At 34.1% G+C, this 19531-nt stretch carries 17 protein-coding genes; 13 read left to right on the top strand and 4 right to left on the bottom strand.

Translation table 11 applies throughout. The annotated features are described in order from the left end of the window. Window positions 1–29: 29 nt before the first annotated feature. Window positions 30–503: a tRNA (adenosine(37)-N6)-threonylcarbamoyltransferase complex ATPase subunit type 1 TsaE gene (gene tsaE, locus GA0061080_RS02390; RefSeq protein WP_091120486.1), complete on the bottom strand. Its 474-nt coding sequence runs from the start codon at window positions 501–503 to the stop codon at window positions 30–32. Between the two features lie 128 nt (window positions 504–631). Here tsaE and tusB point away from each other — a divergent pair, with 128 nt between their 5' ends. The 3 genes from tusB to GA0061080_RS02375 all read left to right on the top strand — a co-directional run bounded on the left by tusB (window position 632) and on the right by GA0061080_RS02375 (window position 2701). Then, a complete protein-coding gene (gene tusB, locus GA0061080_RS02385) occupies window positions 632–913 on the top strand; it encodes a sulfurtransferase complex subunit TusB (RefSeq protein WP_091120432.1) in 282 nt (93 codons plus the stop codon). 113 nt (window positions 914–1026) lie between these two features. After that, window positions 1027–1590 (top strand): L-threonylcarbamoyladenylate synthase type 1 TsaC, encoded by a 564-nt coding sequence (tsaC, locus tag GA0061080_RS02380; protein ID WP_091120482.1) that lies wholly within the window; start codon window positions 1027–1029, stop codon window positions 1588–1590. Window positions 1591–1594: 4 nt separating this feature from the next. Beyond that, the gene (locus GA0061080_RS02375) at window positions 1595–2701 is read left to right on the top strand and encodes an anhydro-N-acetylmuramic acid kinase (RefSeq protein WP_091120429.1); all 1107 of its coding nucleotides are present in this window, start codon (window positions 1595–1597) and stop codon (window positions 2699–2701) included. 23 nt (window positions 2702–2724) lie between these two features. Here GA0061080_RS02375 and GA0061080_RS02370 read toward each other — a convergent pair whose 3' ends face one another. Both GA0061080_RS02370 and hda read right to left on the bottom strand, forming a co-directional pair. Further along, window positions 2725–3504: a Cof-type HAD-IIB family hydrolase gene (locus GA0061080_RS02370; protein ID WP_091120425.1), complete on the bottom strand. Its 780-nt coding sequence runs from the start codon at window positions 3502–3504 to the stop codon at window positions 2725–2727. 1 nt (window position 3505) lies between these two features. Next, the gene (hda, locus tag GA0061080_RS02365; RefSeq protein ID WP_091120421.1) at window positions 3506–4189 is read right to left on the bottom strand and encodes a DnaA inactivator Hda; all 684 of its coding nucleotides are present in this window, start codon (window positions 4187–4189) and stop codon (window positions 3506–3508) included. A 573-nt stretch (window positions 4190–4762) separates the two neighbouring features. Here hda and mnmG point away from each other — a divergent pair. Both mnmG and rsmG read left to right on the top strand, forming a co-directional pair. Beyond that, complete coding sequence (mnmG, locus tag GA0061080_RS02360; RefSeq protein WP_091120416.1) at window positions 4763–6655, top strand: tRNA uridine-5-carboxymethylaminomethyl(34) synthesis enzyme MnmG; 1893 nt, start codon at window positions 4763–4765, stop codon at window positions 6653–6655. Further along, on the top strand, window positions 6633–7232 hold the full coding sequence (rsmG, locus tag GA0061080_RS02355) for a 16S rRNA (guanine(527)-N(7))-methyltransferase RsmG (protein ID WP_091120414.1): 600 nt from the start codon (window positions 6633–6635) through the stop codon (window positions 7230–7232). The genes mnmG and rsmG overlap by 23 nt, the downstream gene beginning before the upstream one ends. A gap of 43 nt (window positions 7233–7275) precedes the next feature. On the opposite strand, the gene GA0061080_RS02350 is transcribed toward rsmG, so the two are convergent. Continuing rightward, a complete protein-coding gene (locus tag GA0061080_RS02350; protein WP_091120410.1) occupies window positions 7276–8511 on the bottom strand; it encodes an N-acetylmuramoyl-L-alanine amidase in 1236 nt (411 codons plus the stop codon). Between the two features lie 299 nt (window positions 8512–8810). Between GA0061080_RS02350 and miaB the strand changes: the two genes are divergently transcribed. From miaB to metE, 8 genes are all read left to right on the top strand, one after another. Continuing rightward, the gene (gene miaB, locus GA0061080_RS02345; RefSeq protein ID WP_091120407.1) at window positions 8811–10238 is read left to right on the top strand and encodes a tRNA (N6-isopentenyl adenosine(37)-C2)-methylthiotransferase MiaB; all 1428 of its coding nucleotides are present in this window, start codon (window positions 8811–8813) and stop codon (window positions 10236–10238) included. A gap of 79 nt (window positions 10239–10317) precedes the next feature. Then, window positions 10318–10797, top strand: a complete 480-nt coding sequence (locus GA0061080_RS02340; protein ID WP_091120404.1) for a zinc-ribbon domain-containing protein — start codon at window positions 10318–10320, stop codon at window positions 10795–10797. Window positions 10798–10821: 24 nt separating this feature from the next. After that, a complete protein-coding gene (locus GA0061080_RS02335; protein WP_091120401.1) occupies window positions 10822–11844 on the top strand; it encodes a PhoH family protein in 1023 nt (340 codons plus the stop codon). A gap of 6 nt (window positions 11845–11850) precedes the next feature. Further along, the gene (gene mrdA, locus GA0061080_RS02330) at window positions 11851–13809 is read left to right on the top strand and encodes a penicillin-binding protein 2 (RefSeq protein WP_091120397.1); all 1959 of its coding nucleotides are present in this window, start codon (window positions 11851–11853) and stop codon (window positions 13807–13809) included. Then, the gene (mrdB, locus tag GA0061080_RS02325) at window positions 13802–14908 is read left to right on the top strand and encodes a peptidoglycan glycosyltransferase MrdB (protein WP_091120394.1); all 1107 of its coding nucleotides are present in this window, start codon (window positions 13802–13804) and stop codon (window positions 14906–14908) included. The genes mrdA and mrdB overlap by 8 nt, the downstream gene beginning before the upstream one ends. Window positions 14909–14922: 14 nt before the next feature. After that, window positions 14923–16104, top strand: coding sequence for a serine hydrolase (locus tag GA0061080_RS02320; protein ID WP_091120389.1), 1182 nt, complete (start codon window positions 14923–14925; stop codon window positions 16102–16104). A 405-nt stretch (window positions 16105–16509) separates the two neighbouring features. After that, window positions 16510–17064, top strand: coding sequence for a YagU family protein (locus GA0061080_RS02315; protein WP_091120386.1), 555 nt, complete (start codon window positions 16510–16512; stop codon window positions 17062–17064). Window positions 17065–17239: 175 nt separating this feature from the next. Beyond that, the gene (metE, locus tag GA0061080_RS02310) at window positions 17240–19513 is read left to right on the top strand and encodes a 5-methyltetrahydropteroyltriglutamate--homocysteine S-methyltransferase (RefSeq protein ID WP_091120382.1); all 2274 of its coding nucleotides are present in this window, start codon (window positions 17240–17242) and stop codon (window positions 19511–19513) included. The last annotated feature ends 18 nt before the right edge of the window (window positions 19514–19531 follow it).

Raw genomic sequence — 19531 nt, 5'->3', positions numbered from 1 at the left:
TTTCATTGTCTTTATATTGTTTATTTCAATTATGATAGATTAATAATCTCGCTGCCTTTTTCGCTTATAGCCTGAACGCAAGCAGTACGTTCAAGCGCCAAATAAGTCAAATGAACTTCAAGATCCGCGCTTGGCAAAATCCCATTTGCTTGCTGTGGCCACTCAATCAAACAAATTGATCGCGAATAAAAATATTCACGAATTCCCATAAACTCTAGCTCTTCTGGATCACAAAGCCGATATAAATCAAAATGGTAAACTGAAAAATTATCAAATTGATAGGTTTCAACTAATGTATAAGTTGGACTTTTTACGTTACCTACATGACCTAATTGTTGCAAAAAACCACGACTAAAAGTTGTTTTACCTGCACCAAGATCGCCAATTAAATAGATAACAATTGTATCATCATGTTTGGATAAATAGTTTAAACATAGTTTGGCAAGTTTACTACCAAACAAAATCGTTTGTTGCTCATTGCTTAAAATAACTGGCTTCATGATGAATTCTTTGCTCAATAAATAGTTCTTATTATATACTAATAACATCAAAGATTGTACTAACCAAAATGAGCTTGATTTTGTAAAAAAGTTTCAGGTAACTATACGTTTCAGTATAAAAAGTGAAAATAATGCTACATACTATATCAACAGCAAACCAATCAGCCATAAATCCACAATTAATATCAGCTCAAGATGTTGTATTGTTCTGGCAAAATGGCGTTATTCTGGCTATACAAAATAATCCATTATTAAATGATATTATAAAAAAAACTAAGCACTGTTACGTCATTAACAGCGATATAGAGGCCCGAGGAATAAGCAAAATTATTGATTCAAGACTTAAAATTATCAATATGCAACAAGTTGTTGGACTTACAACTAACCATTTTCCACAAATGAACTGGGAATAACCACAGGGCAGCTACCACTACCCAGTTTTAAAAGCATGAATCATGCAAATTTGCAAAACTTAAAACCTAAGTTTAATATAAATCTCAATTTTACTCAGCTCGTATTCAAATTTATGGCTAATTTATTAACGCTATCGGAAATCAATAATTATTTAAAAAATGGTGAAGTGATTGCTTATCCTACCGAGGCTGTTTTCGGTCTAGGGTGTGATCCTGATTGTGAATCAGCCGTATTAAAACTGTTACAACTAAAACAGCGTTCAGTAGATAAAGGCTTAATTTTAATTGCTAGCCATTACCAACAATTGCTCCCTTATATAGATGAATTAGCTATTACTAATGAACAAAAACAGTTAGCACTTACTAACTGGCCAGGCCCTATTACTTGGATTTTTCCTAAAAATAAAAAAACACCTTATTTTTTGACTGGTAAATTCGACACCATAGCAGTGCGAGTCACCAATCACCCATTAGTTTGTAAACTATGTGATCTTTATGGCAAACCGATAGTTTCAACCAGTGCTAATTTATCAAGTTATCCTCCTTGTAAAACAGTCATCGAAGTAACCAAACAATTTGGCCAAAATTTTCCGATTTTAGCAGGCGAAACAGGTAATAGATTACAGCCATCTCAAATCAGAGATATTCAAACAGGTAACATTATTCGACAAGGATAGATATATGCAAAATTTATATATTGGTGTGATGTCAGGAACTAGCATGGATGGAATTGATATTGCTTTAGTTAATATTACCGCAAAAAATGTCACATCAATAGCTAGTAGCTGCTATCCAATGCCCTCCAAATTAAAGCAGCAATTATTAGCATTATGTGAAACAAAGCAAACCACATTACAAAATTTGGGTGAATTAGACCACCAACTTGGTGAATTATTTGCTGATAGTATCAATCAATTTTTAAAAGACAATAAAATAGATAAACAACAAATAAAAGCAATTGGTTGCCACGGGCAAACTATTTACCATGCACCAATAGGTGACAATCCATTTACCCTACAAATTGGCGATGCCAATATTATCGCTGCAAAAACAGGTATAACCACCATAGCTGATTTTCGCCGAAAAGATATGGCTTATGGCGGGCAAGGAGCACCGCTGGTACCTGCTTTTCATAAAGCGGTGCTACAAGATCCACAAATTAATCGAGTAGTATTGAATATAGGAGGAATTAGTAACATTTCAGTATTAATTCCTAACCATACTGTTATTGGTTACGATACAGGTCCAGGAAACGTACTGCTTGATTGCTGGATAAATCAAAATCTAGGTAAAAGTTATGATAAAAATGGACTGTGGGCAAAAACAGGAAAAGTCAGTCAAGACTTATTGAATAAATTATTTGATGAAGATTATTTCAAAATACCAGCACCTAAAAGTACAGGGCGAGAGTTATTTAATTTACCATGGTTACATAAAAAATTAGCAGGAACTGATTTAAAATCAGAAGATATTCAAGCAACGCTCGTTGAATTAACCTCTTTATCAATTGCAAATGAAATCAAAGAATTACCTATATTAAAAAAACTATCTTGCGAGCTTTTAGTCTGTGGCGGAGGTGCTAAAAATCCGCTTATTATGCAAAGATTATCAACATTATTACCATCATGGTCAGTATTAACAACCGATACTAAAGGCATAAATGGTGACGATATGGAAGCAATAGCCTTCGCTTGGCTCGCTTATTGTCGAATCAACAATATTCCATCAAATATTCCCGAAGTAACTGGGGCAAACCAAGCTGTGTGTTTGGGCGTTATTTATCAATAAACTAAAAAATATAAAAATATCGATCAAATCAACCCAAATTTTTGTAACGCTTTAGCGATACCATCATTATTATTAGTATCTGTAACAAACTCAGCTTGTGCTTTTAATTCATCAACAGCATTACCCATAGCAATAGGATGATCAACGGTTAGAAACATTTCAAAATCATTCATTCCATCACCAAAGGCATAAGTTGGCACATCAGTAAACCCTTTATTTTTTAATAACTGAGTAATACCATAACCTTTAGATCCACCATGATTAAAAACATCAACACAGTAAGGGGTATTACGAATAAAGGTTAGCTCAGGAAAAACATCTCGATAAAGAGCCTCTCCAGATTCACAAAGCAATAAAATCATCTGAATAGGTGATTTTAAATAAACCTGATCATCAACTGAAGGAACTGGTTGCTTAAGATAATTATAAAACTTCTCGGCTGGTTGACTATACTCAGATATACACATCATTTCATCATTATAAAAAGATAAAGGAATATTCATTTCCTGTTTAGAATACTGATGTATTCTTACTATCACATCTTTATCAATATTATTAGTAAAAACCTTTTCGCCTTTGTATAAAACAACTTGCCCATTCATGCCAATAATTGAGTCAATCTGAGTCTTTCTCATTAAATCAACAACTTCACAAGGTGTTCGACCGGTTGCAATCATTGGAATAATATTATTTTGTTTTAATTTTTCTATAGCTTCAAGAGAGCTAGACAATACATCAACTTGACTATTAAACAATGTCCCATCTAAATCAAAAAAAACAATAGCTTCAGGTTTATGACTCATATTACAAATCCAAAATATGTTTAATAAAAGGAATAGTTAATTTACGCTGTTGAGCAAGCGTTGCCACTTCAAACTTCTCTAACAAAGAAAACAAGGTTCGCATATCACGATTAACACGTTTTAATAAAAATAACCCAACATCTGTTGATAATTCAAATCCACTTAATTGTGCTCTTAATTGTAAGGCTTTAAGCTTATCATCATCGCTAAGTTCTTTTAATTGATAAACCTGCCCCCAAGATAATCTAGAAACTAAATCAGGCAATATAAAAGAAATTTGTTTAGGTGGAGCATTTGCGGTTATCAATAATTTACTCACATTTTTTTCTGTCAAACGATTAAATAAATCGAAAATAGCCTCTTCCCAATCTCTATGGCCTGCTATTGCATCAATATCATCTAAACAGACTAAATCATAATTTTCTAATCCCTGTAAAATTTCAGGTACCAAATGATAATGCTGTTTTAATGGAATATAACTAGCTAATTTATTTTGACTTGACGCATGTAAAAGGTGAGTTCGACCTGCAACGCTAGCCGCCCATATATAAAAGACATTAAACCCCTCTTTAACTAATAAGGTTTGCAACGAATCAAACAATAACCGATTATTACCTACATAAAAACTATCAAAAGTTTCATTATTAGATAATGGAAAAGGCAAAGGTAGCTGTGAAAGAGTAATAAAGTAACCTCACAATACAAATAAAATCATATTAAGTATAAATTTGCTTTTATAAAAATCAATCACTTTTATATAAAAAGACAAACAGATAACTGCTAATTCAAAAATAAAACAAAAAACAACAATACGATCAAAAATTCCTGTTTAAAATAAGAACAATAAAAAGTTAAAATTCAAGCAATTAAACTTAATTTTTGTGGATAACTCTGTTAAAAATTAGGATAACAAGCTGTTATGATCGCATTAACAACTTCAAAATAGAAAACACATGTGGATAAAAAGAATAGTTATACACAAGTTTAAACAAAAAAAGATCCGATCAATTAACAGAATAAATCGATCGATAAGATCCTATAAAATAATCATAAAAAAGAGTTATCACCATAAAGGATCCGATCTAATAATAATAAAAATAAAAAGATCATCTAAAAGATCTTATTTTATTTAAATCGCGATCAAAATAGATCATTTGACGTAAACGAAAAGATGAGTAAAATCTCCTACCCTGAATAAACCAAATCTCCTGATCTAAATTAGCGATCATCTATACACAAAATAAATACGAGGCTTTTTATGTTTTATCCAGATCTTTTTGATGTCATCATCGTTGGTGGCGGTCATGCAGGAACAGAAGCAGCAATGGCATCAGCAAGAATGGGACGGAAAACACTACTTTTAACCCATAATATCAATACATTAGGACAAATGTCTTGTAATCCTGCCATTGGTGGCATAGGTAAAGGCCATTTGGTAAAAGAAATTGATGCAATGGGTGGCTTAATGGCAAGTGCTATCGATCATGCTGGGATCCAATTTAGGATCTTAAATAACAGTAAAGGGCCTGCAGTTAGGGCTACAAGAGCACAAGCAGACAGATCACTATATTGCAAAGTAATCCGAACGACACTTGAAAATCAAGAAAACTTAATGCTATTTCAACAAGCTGTTGAAGATGTGATCATCGAAAACGATCAGATCATAGGTGTAAAAACCCAAATGGGAGTTTCTTTTAAAGCTAAAGCTGTAGTATTAACAACAGGTACCTTTTTAGATGGAAAGATCCATATAGGACTTAATAATTACAGTGGTGGACGTACAGGTGATCCGGCTTCGATCAGCTTGTCAAAATCACTTCATCAATATCCATTTAGAATGGGACGGTTAAAAACCGGTACCCCACCACGAATTGATGCCAGAACAATAGATTTTTCAAAATTAGGCACACAATATGGCGATGATCCTGTTCCTGTATTCTCATTTTTAGGTAATGCAAACGAACATCCTAAACAAATTCCTTGTTATATCACAAGTACTAATGAAATAACACACGAGATCATTCGAAATAGCTTAGATCGTAGTCCTATGTATACAGGTGTAATAGAAGGAGTAGGTCCAAGATATTGCCCATCGATTGAAGATAAGATCATGCGTTTTGCGGATCGTAATTCTCATCAGATCTATTTAGAGCCTGAAGGATTAGATAGCAACGAAATATATCCAAATGGGATCTCAACAAGTTTACCATTTGATACACAATTAGCATTTGTACGCAGTATGAAAGGATTAGAAAATGCTAATATTGTCAGACCTGGTTATGCGATCGAATATGATTATTTTGATCCAAGGGATCTTAAGCCAACACTTGAAAGTAAAGTTATCAAAGGTCTCTTTTTAGCAGGACAGATCAACGGAACAACTGGTTATGAAGAAGCTGCAGCTCAAGGAATGCTTGCCGGTTTAAATGCAGCACGTTTTGTATATGATCAAGATCAATGGTACCCAAGCCGTGATCAAGCTTATTTAGGGGTGTTGGTTGACGATCTTTGTACTCTTGGTACTAACGAACCTTATCGCATGTTTACCTCGCGTGCTGAATATCGTTTAATGTTACGTGAAGACAATGCTGATATTCGCTTAACTGAGATTGGTCGCAAGCTAGGTATGGTTGATGATTATCGCTGGCAACGTTTTAACGAAAAATTTGAAGCTATTGAACAAGAAAGAGCAAGATTACGTGATATATGGGTACATCCTCATATTGAAACCATTGATGAAGTAAATGCCGTGTTAAGTGCTAATTTGACTAAAGAAGCGAATGGAGAAGAGTTACTTAAGCGACCTGAAATGAGTTATAACACATTGAAATCGCTTTCATTATTTGCGCCTGGATTGTCCGACGTACAGGCTGCTGAACAGGTTGAAATTCAAGTTAAATATGACGGATATATTAAACTGCAAATCGAAGAAATTGAACGTCAAAAACGCAATGAAGAAACGCTTATTCCTGAGCATATTGATTATGCTGAAATATCTGGTTTATCGAACGAAGTTGTGGCTAAATTAAAACAAAATAAACCTGTTTCAATAGGACAAGCTTCGCGTATATCAGGAATTACTCCTGCTGCGATTTCAATGTTATTAGTTTATTTAAAAAAGAAAAATTATGTTAAAAAAGAAACTCATTAATCTAATAGATCAAACAGATCTTTTGATCTCAGAATCACAAATAGATCAATTGATCCATTATGTTGAGATGCTAAACAAATGGAATAAAACTTACAACTTAACAGCTGTACGAGATCCTAATGAAATGTTAATTAAACATATAATGGATAGCTTAGTTGTATCACCTTATTTAACTGGAAAAACTTTTATTGATGTTGGAACGGGTCCTGGTTTACCAGGCGTTCCACTAGCAATTGCTAACCCAGATAAACAATTTGATTTGGTGGATAGTTTAGGTAAGCGTATTCGATTTTTAAAACAAGTACAGTTTGAATTAAAGCTAACTAATATAAACCCAATACAAAGCCGAATAGAAGATTATAACGATAAAAAGTTTGATGGAGTTATTAGCCGAGCATTTGCTTCATTGCAAGACATGCTTAGTTGGTGTAAACATCTTCCTAATGAACAAGGAGCTTTTTATGCTCTAAAAGGAAGTGACATAGATCCTATTACAGATGATTTTACACTTAAACAAAATATAAAATTGACCATACCTGAGTTAGATGCTGAAAGGTGTTTAATTATTATTCAATAGTTTTTATGCTTAACTAAACGATTTTCTGAAACTTTTTACAAATTTAATTTTTGCGTCTTTTCAGATAATCTTTAATACCATCAACAATTGATTTAGATACTTGATTTTGGAACGAAGCAGTCTTTAATTTTTTTTCTTCGGTAATATTACTAATAAAGGCTGTTTCAACTAAAACCGATGGAATATCAGGTGCTTTTAACACTGCAAAGCCTGCTTTTTCAAGTGATGGTTTATGTAACTTATTTATTCTTTTCATTCGATTCAAAATAGCATTACCAAGTAATACTCCATTATTTAACGTTGTTTTTTGAACCAAATCTAAAATGGTATTATCTAAATATTTATCGCCACTGCGGCTAACACCGCCTATTTGATCTGCTTCATTTTGAGTTTGAGCTAAATAACTAGCTGCTGAACTACTTGCTCCACTTGTTGATAATGCAAAAACAGATGAACCACCGACAGAACGGTTAGCAAAGGCATCTGCATGAATAGAAATAAATAGATCTGCATGGAGTGAACGAGCTTTAGCAACGCGGACTTTTAATGGAATAAAGACATCTTCATTACGTGTCATATAGACTTTTATATTTGGTTCTTTTTTAAGTAAATTATAAGTACGACGTGCAATTTGTAAAACAATATCTTTTTCGCGTGTTTTATTGTAACCAATAGCACCAGGATCTTCTCCTCCATGGCCAGGATCGAGTACCACAATAACCGGAGCATTTTTATTTTTATTAGTTGGTGATTTTATTTCAGATTGTTTTTTATTTAGATCGCCTTTTTTATATTCTTCTAAAAGTGCAAGTAAAGGATCATCATCCTTGCTTGAAGCTGGTTTAGAAGGATAAAGATCCATCACTAACCGATGTTTAAATTTTGCTATCGGTGATAAGGTAAAAGTATTAGGTTTAACACCTTGTTTTAATTCGATCACAATTCTAACTGTTTTTGGATCACGTTGAACAACACGTATCAATTTAATATAAGGATCGTGCTTTAATACTTTTGATGAAATATTTTTTAAGGTTGGATTTAGATCAATATTATTAATGTCAATAACAATCCTGTTAGGATTAGTCAATGAAAAGTGTTTGTATTTTAATATAACATTTGATTCTAAAGTTATTCTTGTATAAGTAGATGAAGGCCATATACGCACAGCAATTACTTGTGCCATTGCTGCGGCAAAGCCTACACGAGTGACAGATAACAAACATGTAGCAATAATACCTTTAACTAATAGGCGCTTTGTTGGGCTAAATGTTTTTTTCATACCTTAAACAGTTTATTTGTTATCAAAATTAGTTGCAGATAATAGCATAAAATCAAGTGATATTAAAAAGAATGATTATCATAATCGACTGTTATTTGATAAATAAACTGTTTTAAATCATCTACCAATTTTTATTATAAAAAAGATTGCCAATTTAAATAATAAAACAAGCATAGTTTTGAGTTGTCATTTTTATTTTGTTATAGACCCTACAATCACAAAAGATTACAATATAACACGCTAAAATTGCGGATTTAAACCCGTTTTCATTTTAACAATTAAATATAGCTGAGTTATTGATGAGCAAAAAATTACATATCAAAACTTGGGGCTGTCAAATGAATGAGTATGATTCAACAAAAATGGCAGATCTCCTTGAATCCACCCATGGTTTAACTTTAACTGAAAATGCCGAAGAAGCAGATATTTTATTACTCAATACCTGCTCTATTCGAGAAAAAGCTCAAGAAAAAGTCTTTCATCAATTAGGGCGTTGGAAGAACCTTAAAAAAAATAACCCAAATATCATTATTGGTGTAGGAGGATGTGTTGCTTCGCAAGAAGGTGCCCATATTCGTAAACGTGCGCCATTTGTGGATATTATTTTTGGACCTCAAACCTTTCACCGCTTACCAGAAATGATTGAGCAGGTTAGAAGTGGCAAAGGCAATCATGTGGTTGATGTAAGTTTTCCTGAAATTGAAAAATTTGATCGCCTCCCAGAACCTCGTAGCGAAGGTCCAACAGCATTTGTTTCAATTATGGAAGGATGCAATAAATATTGTACTTACTGCGTTGTGCCTTATACTCGAGGCGAAGAAGTCAGCAGACCTTGTGACGATGTAATTTATGAAATTGCTCAACTTGCTGAACAAGGTGTGCGAGAAGTAAATTTACTTGGACAAAATGTTAATGCCTATCGTGGGCCAACGTTTGATGGTGGTATTTGTTCCTTTGCTGAATTACTACGCTTAGTTGCAGCCATTGACGGTATAGATCGTATTCGCTTTACAACTAGTCATCCAATCGAATTTACTGATGATATTATCGATGTTTATCGTGACACCCCTGAACTGGTAAGTTTTTTACATTTACCAGTACAAAGTGGATCTGATCGTATATTAAATCTAATGAAACGAACGCATACAGCACTTGAATATAAATCGATTATTCGCAAACTTCGTAAAGTTCGTCCTGATATTCAAATTAGCTCTGACTTTATTGTTGGTTTTCCTGGGGAAACACAAGAAGACTTTGAGCAAACTATGAAATTAATTGCCGATGTCAATTTTGATTTAAGTTACAGCTTTGTCTATTCAGCACGTCCTGGCACACCAGCTGCAGAAATGGAAGATAACGTATCAGAAGAAGAGAAAAAACAACGTCTGTACATTCTTCAAGAACGAATCAATCAACAAGCCATGCAATTTAGCCGCCGTATGTTAAATACCGTACAACGCATTTTAGTTGAAGGTCCATCTAAAAAAGATCTGATGGAATTAACAGGCCGAACAGAAAACAATCGAATTGTTAACTTTGAAGGTCGTCCTGAAATGATTGGAAAATTTGTTGATGTTGAAATTACTGACGTTTATCCAAATTCATTGCGTGGCAAAGTAGTAAGAACCGAAGATGAAATGGATTTGCGTGTAAGTGAATCACCAATATCCGTTATATCTCGAACCCGAAAGGAAAATGATTTAGGGGTTGGTATTTATCAACCATAAAAGCAAAACGTAAAATATTTAGTTATTTTTTTTAAACAGAAATTAAAAATTCATTAAATCAAAAAAAAGGAAGGGAAAAATGTTTATTATTTTTGGTACTCGTGGAAGAGAAGTTAACGAACGCGGTGGACAATTTAATTGTCCTAATTGTTGCTCAAAACAAAATATCACTACTGACGAAAAACAACAGAAATACACACAAATAAAAATAGCAAAATATTTTACACTTTTTTTTATTCCTATTTTTAGTTACTCAACCATAGGACGTTATATAAAATGTAATCAATGCAATAGCGATTATAACGAAAATGTGCTCGACTATGTACCGCCAACATTTGAAGAACAAATAGCGTCATATGTTGAACAAGAGTTAAAAAGTGGAACACCTATTTCAATGTTAGTTAATAAATTAAAAGCTCAAGGGTTTGATGAAAGTCAATCAACAACTGCAGTTGACAATGTTGTTAACGGAAATATCGTATCTTGCCATCAGTGCAATATGGACTTTTTAAAAGGCATTGAAAAGTGTCCTTTGTGTGAAGGACGTATTAGTAATTAATATTAATGATTAGAGGACTTATTTTTGAATATTACGACAACTGAAACCGTGTTAGAACCTGCTGATAATCAGCGTCTTAATAGTCTTTGTGGTCCTTATAATGATAATATTAAACAGCTAGAGCGCAGACTAGGTATTGAAATTAATCACCGAAGTAATTTATTTGCAATAACGGGCGATACTATCTGTGTTCAAGCTGCTATTGATATTTTACAATCCTTGTATAAACAAACTAAAATCAAAGATAAAGTTGTTGATATTGATCCTGAACAAATACATTTAGCAATAAAAGAGTCAGCAGCTTTACAAAAAGCAAGTGAACACTTACCTGCTTATGTTGATCATCAAGGCGGAAAGTTAGTGATGATTAAAACCAAGCGAGGTATTATCAAACCCCGAACAGCTAATCAAGCTCAATATATTGCTCATGTTTTAGATTATGACATCTCGTTCGGTATAGGGCCAGCAGGAACAGGTAAAACATATTTAGCGGTAGCAGCAGCTGTTGATGCGCTGGAAAAGCAACAAATTCGCCGTATTGTATTAACTCGACCAGCAGTTGAAGCTGGCGAAAAGTTAGGCTTTTTACCCGGTGATTTAAGTCAAAAAGTGGATCCTTACTTACGTCCACTTTACGATGCCTTATTTGAAATGCTTGGTTTTGAAAAAGTCGAAAAACTGATTGAAAAAAGCGTGATTGAAGTTGCACCACTCGCCTATATGCGGGGGCGCACCCTTAATGACGCTTTTATTATTCTTGATGAAAGCCAAAACACCACAATTGAACAAATGAAAATGTTTCTAACTCGTATTGGCTTTAATTCTAAAGCAGTAATTACAGGTGATATCACCCAAATTGATTTACCGCGCCATCAAAAATCGGGCTTACGTCATGCGATTGAAGTACTAAGCAAGGTTGATGAAATCAGCTTTAATTTTTTTAATAGTGAAGATGTGGTACGCCATCCAGTAGTAGCTAAAATTGTTAACGCTTATGATAAATGGGAAGAACAGCAACATAAATCACAAACAGAAAAAAGCATTTAAAAGAGTATGATTACCCCTATCTCAAGTAAAAAAAAGAAGACTAATATTCGAGATCATTCAGCGGAAACAAACTTGTTTTTACGCCGGGCACTGTTTTCTTTTATTGTCATTATTATTTTAATTATTGTATTGATTGTAAACTTAGCTGGTTTACAGATTTTGAATTATAGTTATTACACTACAAAATCTAATGATAATCGCATCGAAATTATCCCTATTCCACCGAATCGTGGCATGATTTATGATCGTAATGGTACGCCATTAGCGATTAATAATATTACTTATCAATTAAATATTATTCCCGATAAAACTAAAAACCTCAATGAACAATTTGAGGAATTAAAAAAAATTGTTGATTTGACTGATGAAGATATTGAAATATTTCAAAAAGAACGACGTAACTATAGAGCTCATCGTCCGGTACCACTAAAAGATAATTTGACCGAAAAACAAATAGCTCGTTTTGTTGTTGATCAACATCGTTTTCCATTTGTTTCTATTGTAGGTATACAGCATCGTTATTATCCTTATGGATCATCACTGACCCATATTCTTGGTTATATTTCTAAAATTAATAGCCAAGATAAACAGCGCTTAGAAGATGCAAATAAAACTAGCGATTATGTAGCCACTTTTAATATTGGAAAAATGGGTATCGAAAAATATTACGAAGATTTATTGCATGGAACACCTGGTTATGAAAAGGTTGAAGTCAATAGTCGAGGACGCATTGTTCGACAGTTGAATAAAAAATCACCTCAATCAGGTGAAGATATCTATTTATCTATCAACCTTAAATTGCAACTTTATATTGAGCAATTATTGGCTGGGCGTAAAGCTGCTGTAGTGGCTATTGATCCTAATAATGGTGAAATTTTAGCCTTGGTTTCTAGTCCAAGTTATGACTCCAACTCATTTGTTGGCGGTATATCGAGTACTAAATATAACGAATTACTAAAAGATCCTAGTAAACCACTTTTCAATCGTGCTTTATTGGGGACTTATCCACCTGCTTCAACTGTTAAACCATTTATTTCTATTGCAGCCTTAAGTGAAGGTCTAGTTACGCCAAAAAGTGTGGTTAATGATCCTGGTTGGTGGCAATTACCAGGCACTGAACGGCGTTATCGTGATTGGTTAAAATGGGGGCATGGTCGAGTTGATGTATTAAAGGCGATTGAAGAATCAGTTGATACCTATTTTTACCAAGTCGCTTATGATATGGGCATTGATCGCCTAAATTTATGGATGAGTAAATTTGGTTATGGTCAGCGAACTGGCATTGATATATCATCAAATGAAGAAACAGGAGCTGTTATGCCTAGTCGTGAATGGAAAATAAAACGATATAAAAAGTCTTGGTTACAAGGTGATACTATTCCAGTTGGTATAGGACAAGGTTATTGGACTGCAACGCCTATCCAAATGGCTAAAGCATTAACGACATTAATTAATAATGGTAAAACTTATACTCCTCATTTTTTATTATATAAAAGGAGTGATATTTTAAATTCAAATGAACATCAACCAACAATTAATCCTGAAAAATATATAGAAACTAATAGTTTATTTAATGTTAAATCAAATTATTGGGATCTAGTAAAAGAAGGCATGCACCGAGTCATGTTTGGTGCACGAGGAACAGCACGTAAAATTTATGCTGATGCAAAATATCAAGCAGCGGGTAAATCAGGTACTGCACAAGTTTATGGCTTAAAGCAAGACGAAATTTATAACGCCCATAAAATTCCTGAACGCCTGCGTGATCACGCATTATTTATTGCTTACGCACCTTATGATAAGCCAAAAATTGCATTAGCCATTGTTTTAGAAAACGGCGGTGGAGGTAGTTCGAACGGTGGGGCGGTAGCTCGTAAAATCTTGGATTTTTACCTTTTAGGTAATGATTCTACCGAACTCAATGAACCATCAACCAATACAGGGACAGAGGACAATAATGAATAATATTAAAAAAAGTTTTTGGCAAAAAATACATATAGATCCTCTGTTCTTTTTATTTATAACGTTATTACTTGGTTATAGCCTATATATTCTTTGGAGTGCAGCAGGACAAAGTATCGACATGATACAAAAGCGATCAATACAAATATTACTTGGTTTTGCTGTCATGATTATATTGGCACAGTTTTCGCCCAGAACTTATGAAAAATGGGCGCCTTATTTGTATATTTTTTGTATTTTAATCTTATTACTGGTGGACATTTTTGGATATACCAGCAAAGGTGCCCAGCGTTGGTTAGATTTAGGCGTATTGCGATTTCAACCCTCTGAAATAGCCAAAATTGCCGTACCATTAATGGTTGCTAAATTCATTCACCGAGATGGATGCCCACCGCCATTAAAAACCACACTACAAACACTTGCTATTATTGGCGTACCGACATTACTGGTTGCTATGCAACCTGATTTAGGAACATCTATTTTGATTACCATGTCAGGCGTTTTTATTATTTTTTTAGCAGGTATGAACTGGCGCTATATTCTTATTGCGCTCGTTTTAATTGCTATTTTTTTACCGATCATGTGGTTTTGTTTAATGCACGATTACCAGCAAAAACGCGTACTTATATTCATCTATCCTGAACTCGATCCAAACGGAGCTGGCTATCATATTATTCAATCTAAAATAGCAATTGGTTCGGGTGGAATATGGGGTAAAGGATGGCTTGAAGGTACGCAATCACAACTTGAATTTTTACCTGAACGTCATACTGATTTTATCTTTTCAGTTATTGCTGAAGAGTTTGGTTTTATTGGCTCCATCATTTTACTAATTCTGTTTTTATGCTTAATTGTGCGCGGGCTGTTTATTGCTGCACGGGCGCAAACTACCTTTGGTCGAATTCTTTCTGGCGGGCTTATTTTAGTATTTTTTATTTATGTGTTCATTAATATTGGTATGGTCAGTGGAATCTTGCCAGTAGTTGGTGTACCATTACCGCTAATAAGTTATGGTGGCTCTTCTTTAGTGGTATTAATGGCCGGTTTTGGCATTATTATGTCTATTCATACTCATCGATACATGTTATCTAAAAATATTTAACGGAATTTAAATAAATGAAAAAGAAATTTAAATTATCTTTTGCTTTATTAGCGCTTACAATTTGTTCATCAGTATCAGCTGAAATCGCTTTCCCTATTCCTGCTATTCCACAATTAGACGCAGAAGCTTATATTTTAATTGATGCAAAATCAGGCGAAATTTTAGCACAATATAATGCTGAGCAACAGCGCGATCCGGCAAGTTTAACTAAAATGATGACCAGCTATGTGGTTGGTCAAGCGTTACGATCAGGACGCATAAAAAATGATGATATGGTTGTTGTTAGTAAAGATGCTTGGGCAACGGGTAACCCAGTATTAAAAGGGTCATCATTGATGTTTTTAGAAGTGGGTAAAACGGTTTCTGTTTCTGATCTTAACAAAGGCATAATTATTCAATCAGGTAATGATGCTTGTATTGCCATGGCTGAACATGTAGCAGGTAGTCAAGGTGCATTTGTTAACCTAATGAATGATTATGCAAAAAAAATTGGACTAAACCATACCCATTTTGAAACTGTACATGGGCTTGATGCACCAGGACAATACACCACAGCCAAAGATATGGCATATTTAGGACAAGCACTAATTCGTGACTTACCTGAAGAATATTCTATTTATAAACAAAAAGAATTTACCTACACACTGTCCAAACCACAATTAAACCGAAACGGATTACTTTGGGACACCACATTAAACGTTGATGGAATTAAAACAGGGCATACCAATGCTGCTGGTTATAACTTAGTTGCTTCAGCAGTTGATGGCAATACTCGTTTAATTTCAGCGGTACTAGGTGGGCGTACATTTAAAGGTCGTGAAGCAGAAAGTAAAAAACTCTTAGTATGGGGATTCCGATTTTTTGAAACTGCAAATCCAGTAAAAGCGAGTAATCCAGTTGCGACTGAAACCATCTGGTATGGCGATCAAAATAAAATTCAATTAGGTGCCGTTAATGGGGCATTTATTACCGTACCAAAAGGTCGTGCTGCCGATGTACAAGTTGAATATAAAATTGATGATTATATTTATGCTCCAATCACTAAAGGAACTACAGTGGGCAAAATGCAATTTTTATTAGACGGCAAAGTTATTAACGAACAACCACTTGTTGCTTTACAGGATATTGAAGAAACAGGATTCTTTGGTGGAATATGGGATTGGATAGGTTTGCAGTTCCATAAGTTATTTAACTAGTTTTCATTATCGTTGTTCTGTAAAAATAAGCTTACAGAACAACCTTATCCTTATCAAAATAATATTATCAGATCAACAGAACAAAAAAATAGACCAAGTCTGTCAAAAAGTTTCAGGAACGTATAACGTTTAAGTAGTAGGAAAACACCGAGTTGTTTACACTTGATGATTAAAATAATTTTCTAAAAAATCATAACATTTTTTTATTGGTGAAATGCTTTCGCCGACTAGCATCTTCTTTGGCAATTTTTCATCTAAATTTCTATCCCGAAGCATTTTTATAAATAATTCCACCAATTATTACAATAAATTTTACCCCCTTTAATCTCATTTATTCTTCTTTTATCCAAAATTACACAGGAGTATAATTTGGATATATATTTATTATAACAATGGAAACCCAGTATGTTTGGAAATAAAACAAATCGTCAAGTCATTATTTGGACAACAATCATTGGTGGTTTTATTAGTGCTTTAGTTAAGTGGGGATCAGAGGTTAATATGCCTCCTCGTGTCCCAGGTGAAATTTCGCCTCCAGCGGCACATATTGATGCATGGCTTGGGTGGTTAGGGATTAATTCTCATTCACTTGATTATATTTATCAAACAGCAACTGTTTCTGGTGCGGTAACGCTTTATCACTGGTTATTCAGTTTTGCTTTCGCCTTTGTTTATGTGGCTGGTGCATATTATTGCAACAAAATCCGACTATGGTATGGCGCAGTTTATGGCACGATTATTACTATCTCTATGCATGGTTTTTTAATTCCATTACTTGGCTTTCGTCATCCTGCTTATGATGCCGAAGGTACTGTTGGTTGGTTATGGAATCTAAATGGCTATGAGCTTTGGAGCGAAATTTTGGGTCATATTTATTGGGGCGTTTCAATTGAAATTTGTATGATTGCGGTACTTGCTCACTTTTCAAGACCTATTCATGGTGAATGGCGTCAAAAATGATTTAAAGTTATAGACTTAATAATCAATCCTACTATCTAGTAATAGTGGGATTTTTTATTTTATTTGATATAAAAAAAAACTATAGCAAACAATAAAAAACAAGAATTATTCAATATCAATTTTTTTTGTTATCTTTTTTATCTCTAAAGAAAATGGATAAAAAGGAAAACAAAAAATGAATACTGCTGTTATTGGTTACCCTCGAGTTGGTAAGCTTCGTGAACTTAAATTTGCAACAGAAGCCTATTTTAAAGGGAATAAAACACAAGCTGAGCTATTAAACGAAGCTAAAGCGCTAAGAGCTGAACATTTAAAGCAACAAGCTGATCAAAAAATTGCTTTTATTTCATCTAATGATTTTTCATTTTATGACGCGGTATTAGATACAGCATGTTTACTTAATGTTATTCCACAACGTTACCAAGATCTTGGTTTGCCTGAACTTGACCGCTATTTTGCCATGGCGCGTGGTTATCAAGGCGAAAAAGGCGATGTTCGTGCGCTTGCAATGAAAAAATGGTTTAACACCAATTACCACTATTTAGTACCTGAAATTGAAGATTCAGTACAAATAAAATTAGCCGGCTGTAAACCATTTGACGAATATCAAGAAGCCAAAGCACTAGGCATTCAAACCAAAACAGTTGTGGTTGGGCCATTAACCTTTTTTAAATTAGCGCAGTATTTAGGTAAAAAACAGCTTGGTGATTTTAAAGCCGATATTATTAAAGCTTATCAAGACATCATCCAAAAATTCACAACGCTTGGTGCTGAGTGGATCCAAATTGATGAACCCATTTTAGTCACTGATCTAAATAAAGAAGATATCGCTTTATTTACCGAACTTTATCAAGCTATTTTATCGGTAAAAGGACAAACTAAGATTGTTTTACAAACTTATTTTGGTGATGTACGTGATTGTTATAAAGAACTTGTCGCTTTACCTTTTGATGGTATTGGACTTGATTTTGTTGAAGGTAAACAATCGTTAGCTTTACTTGAAAATAATGGTTTCCCTGCCGATAAAGTCTTATTTGCTGGTGTGGTAAATGGAAAAAATATCTGGAAAAACAATTACCAAAAAACTTTAGCATTACTTGGTAAAATTAAACAAAAAGCCACAAATATTGTAATCAATACTTCTTGTTCATTACTGCATGTTCCTTATACATTGCAAAATGAGACCAAATTAACTATTCAACAACGTGCTTATTTTGCTTTTGCACAAGAAAAGCTACAAGAACTTGCTGAACTTGGTCAATTATTTAATGATGCAAATCCTGAAAATAATGCCGCTTATAAAGCTAACCAAACATTATTTACTCGTGAGCGTGAGGGTGCAAACCAAGCGGTACGCCAAAAAGTGGCCGCATTAAAAGATTCGGACTTTACTCGTTTACCTGAATTTTCAGTGCGTGAAGCGGCGCAGAAAAAGGCCTTTAATTTGCCACTATTACCAACTACCACTATTGGATCATTCCCACAAACATCTGATGTACGTTTAAATCGTGCTAAATTCAAAAAAGGTGAAATTTGCCTGAACGAATACACTGAGTTTAATCAACAAAAAATTGCCAAATGTATTAAATTACAAGAAGAAATTGGCATTGATGTGTTAGTACATGGTGAATTTGAACGTAACGATATGGTGGAATATTTTGGTGAAAGCTTAAATGGCTTTGTATTTACTGAAAAAGCATGGGTACAATCTTATGGTACTCGTTGCGTTAAGCCACCAATTGTTTGGGGTGATATTTCACGTTCAAAACCGATTACTGTTGCATACTCAAAATATGCACAAAGCCTGACAGACAAACCAGTTAAAGGTATGTTAACAGGACCAGTGACTATTCTAAATTGGTCATTCCCACGAGAAGATATTTCTCAAAAAGAATCGGTATTCCAAATAGCATTAGCGATTGGTGATGAAGTATTAGATCTTGAAGCAGCGGGTATTAAGATCATTCAAATTGACGAAGCCGCATTAAAAGAAAAACTACCACTGCGTAAAGCCGACTGGAACAGCGAATACCTTGATTGGGCGATCCCTGCATTTAGATTAGTACATAGCAAAGTGCAAGTTGATACGCAAATTCACACCCATATGTGTTATAGCGAATTTGCTGATATTATTAAAGATATTGATGCAATGGACGCCGATGTTATTTCGTTCGAGGCTTCTCGCTCTAATTTACAGTTGATTGACGTACTAAATGCAAACAACTTTAAAACCGAAGTGGGGCCTGGGGTTTACGACATCCATTCACCACGTGTACCACCAGTAGCCGAAATCAAAGCAACGATTGAAAAGTTACTAGCGAAGATTGATAACCAAAAATTATGGATCAATCCAGACTGTGGCTTAAAAACGCGTGGTGAAAAAGAAGTGGTTGAAAGCTTACAACATTTAGTACAAGCCACTTTAGAAGTAAGAAAAACACTGAACTAAGTACTATTTTTACAAAGT

The organism is Gilliamella intestini (assembly GCF_900094935.1).
Classification (GTDB): Bacteria; Pseudomonadota; Gammaproteobacteria; order Enterobacterales; family Orbaceae; genus Gilliamella; species Gilliamella intestini.
Note: the sequence above shows the minus strand (reverse complement) of the source record. Positions and strands in the feature narration are given on the sequence as shown.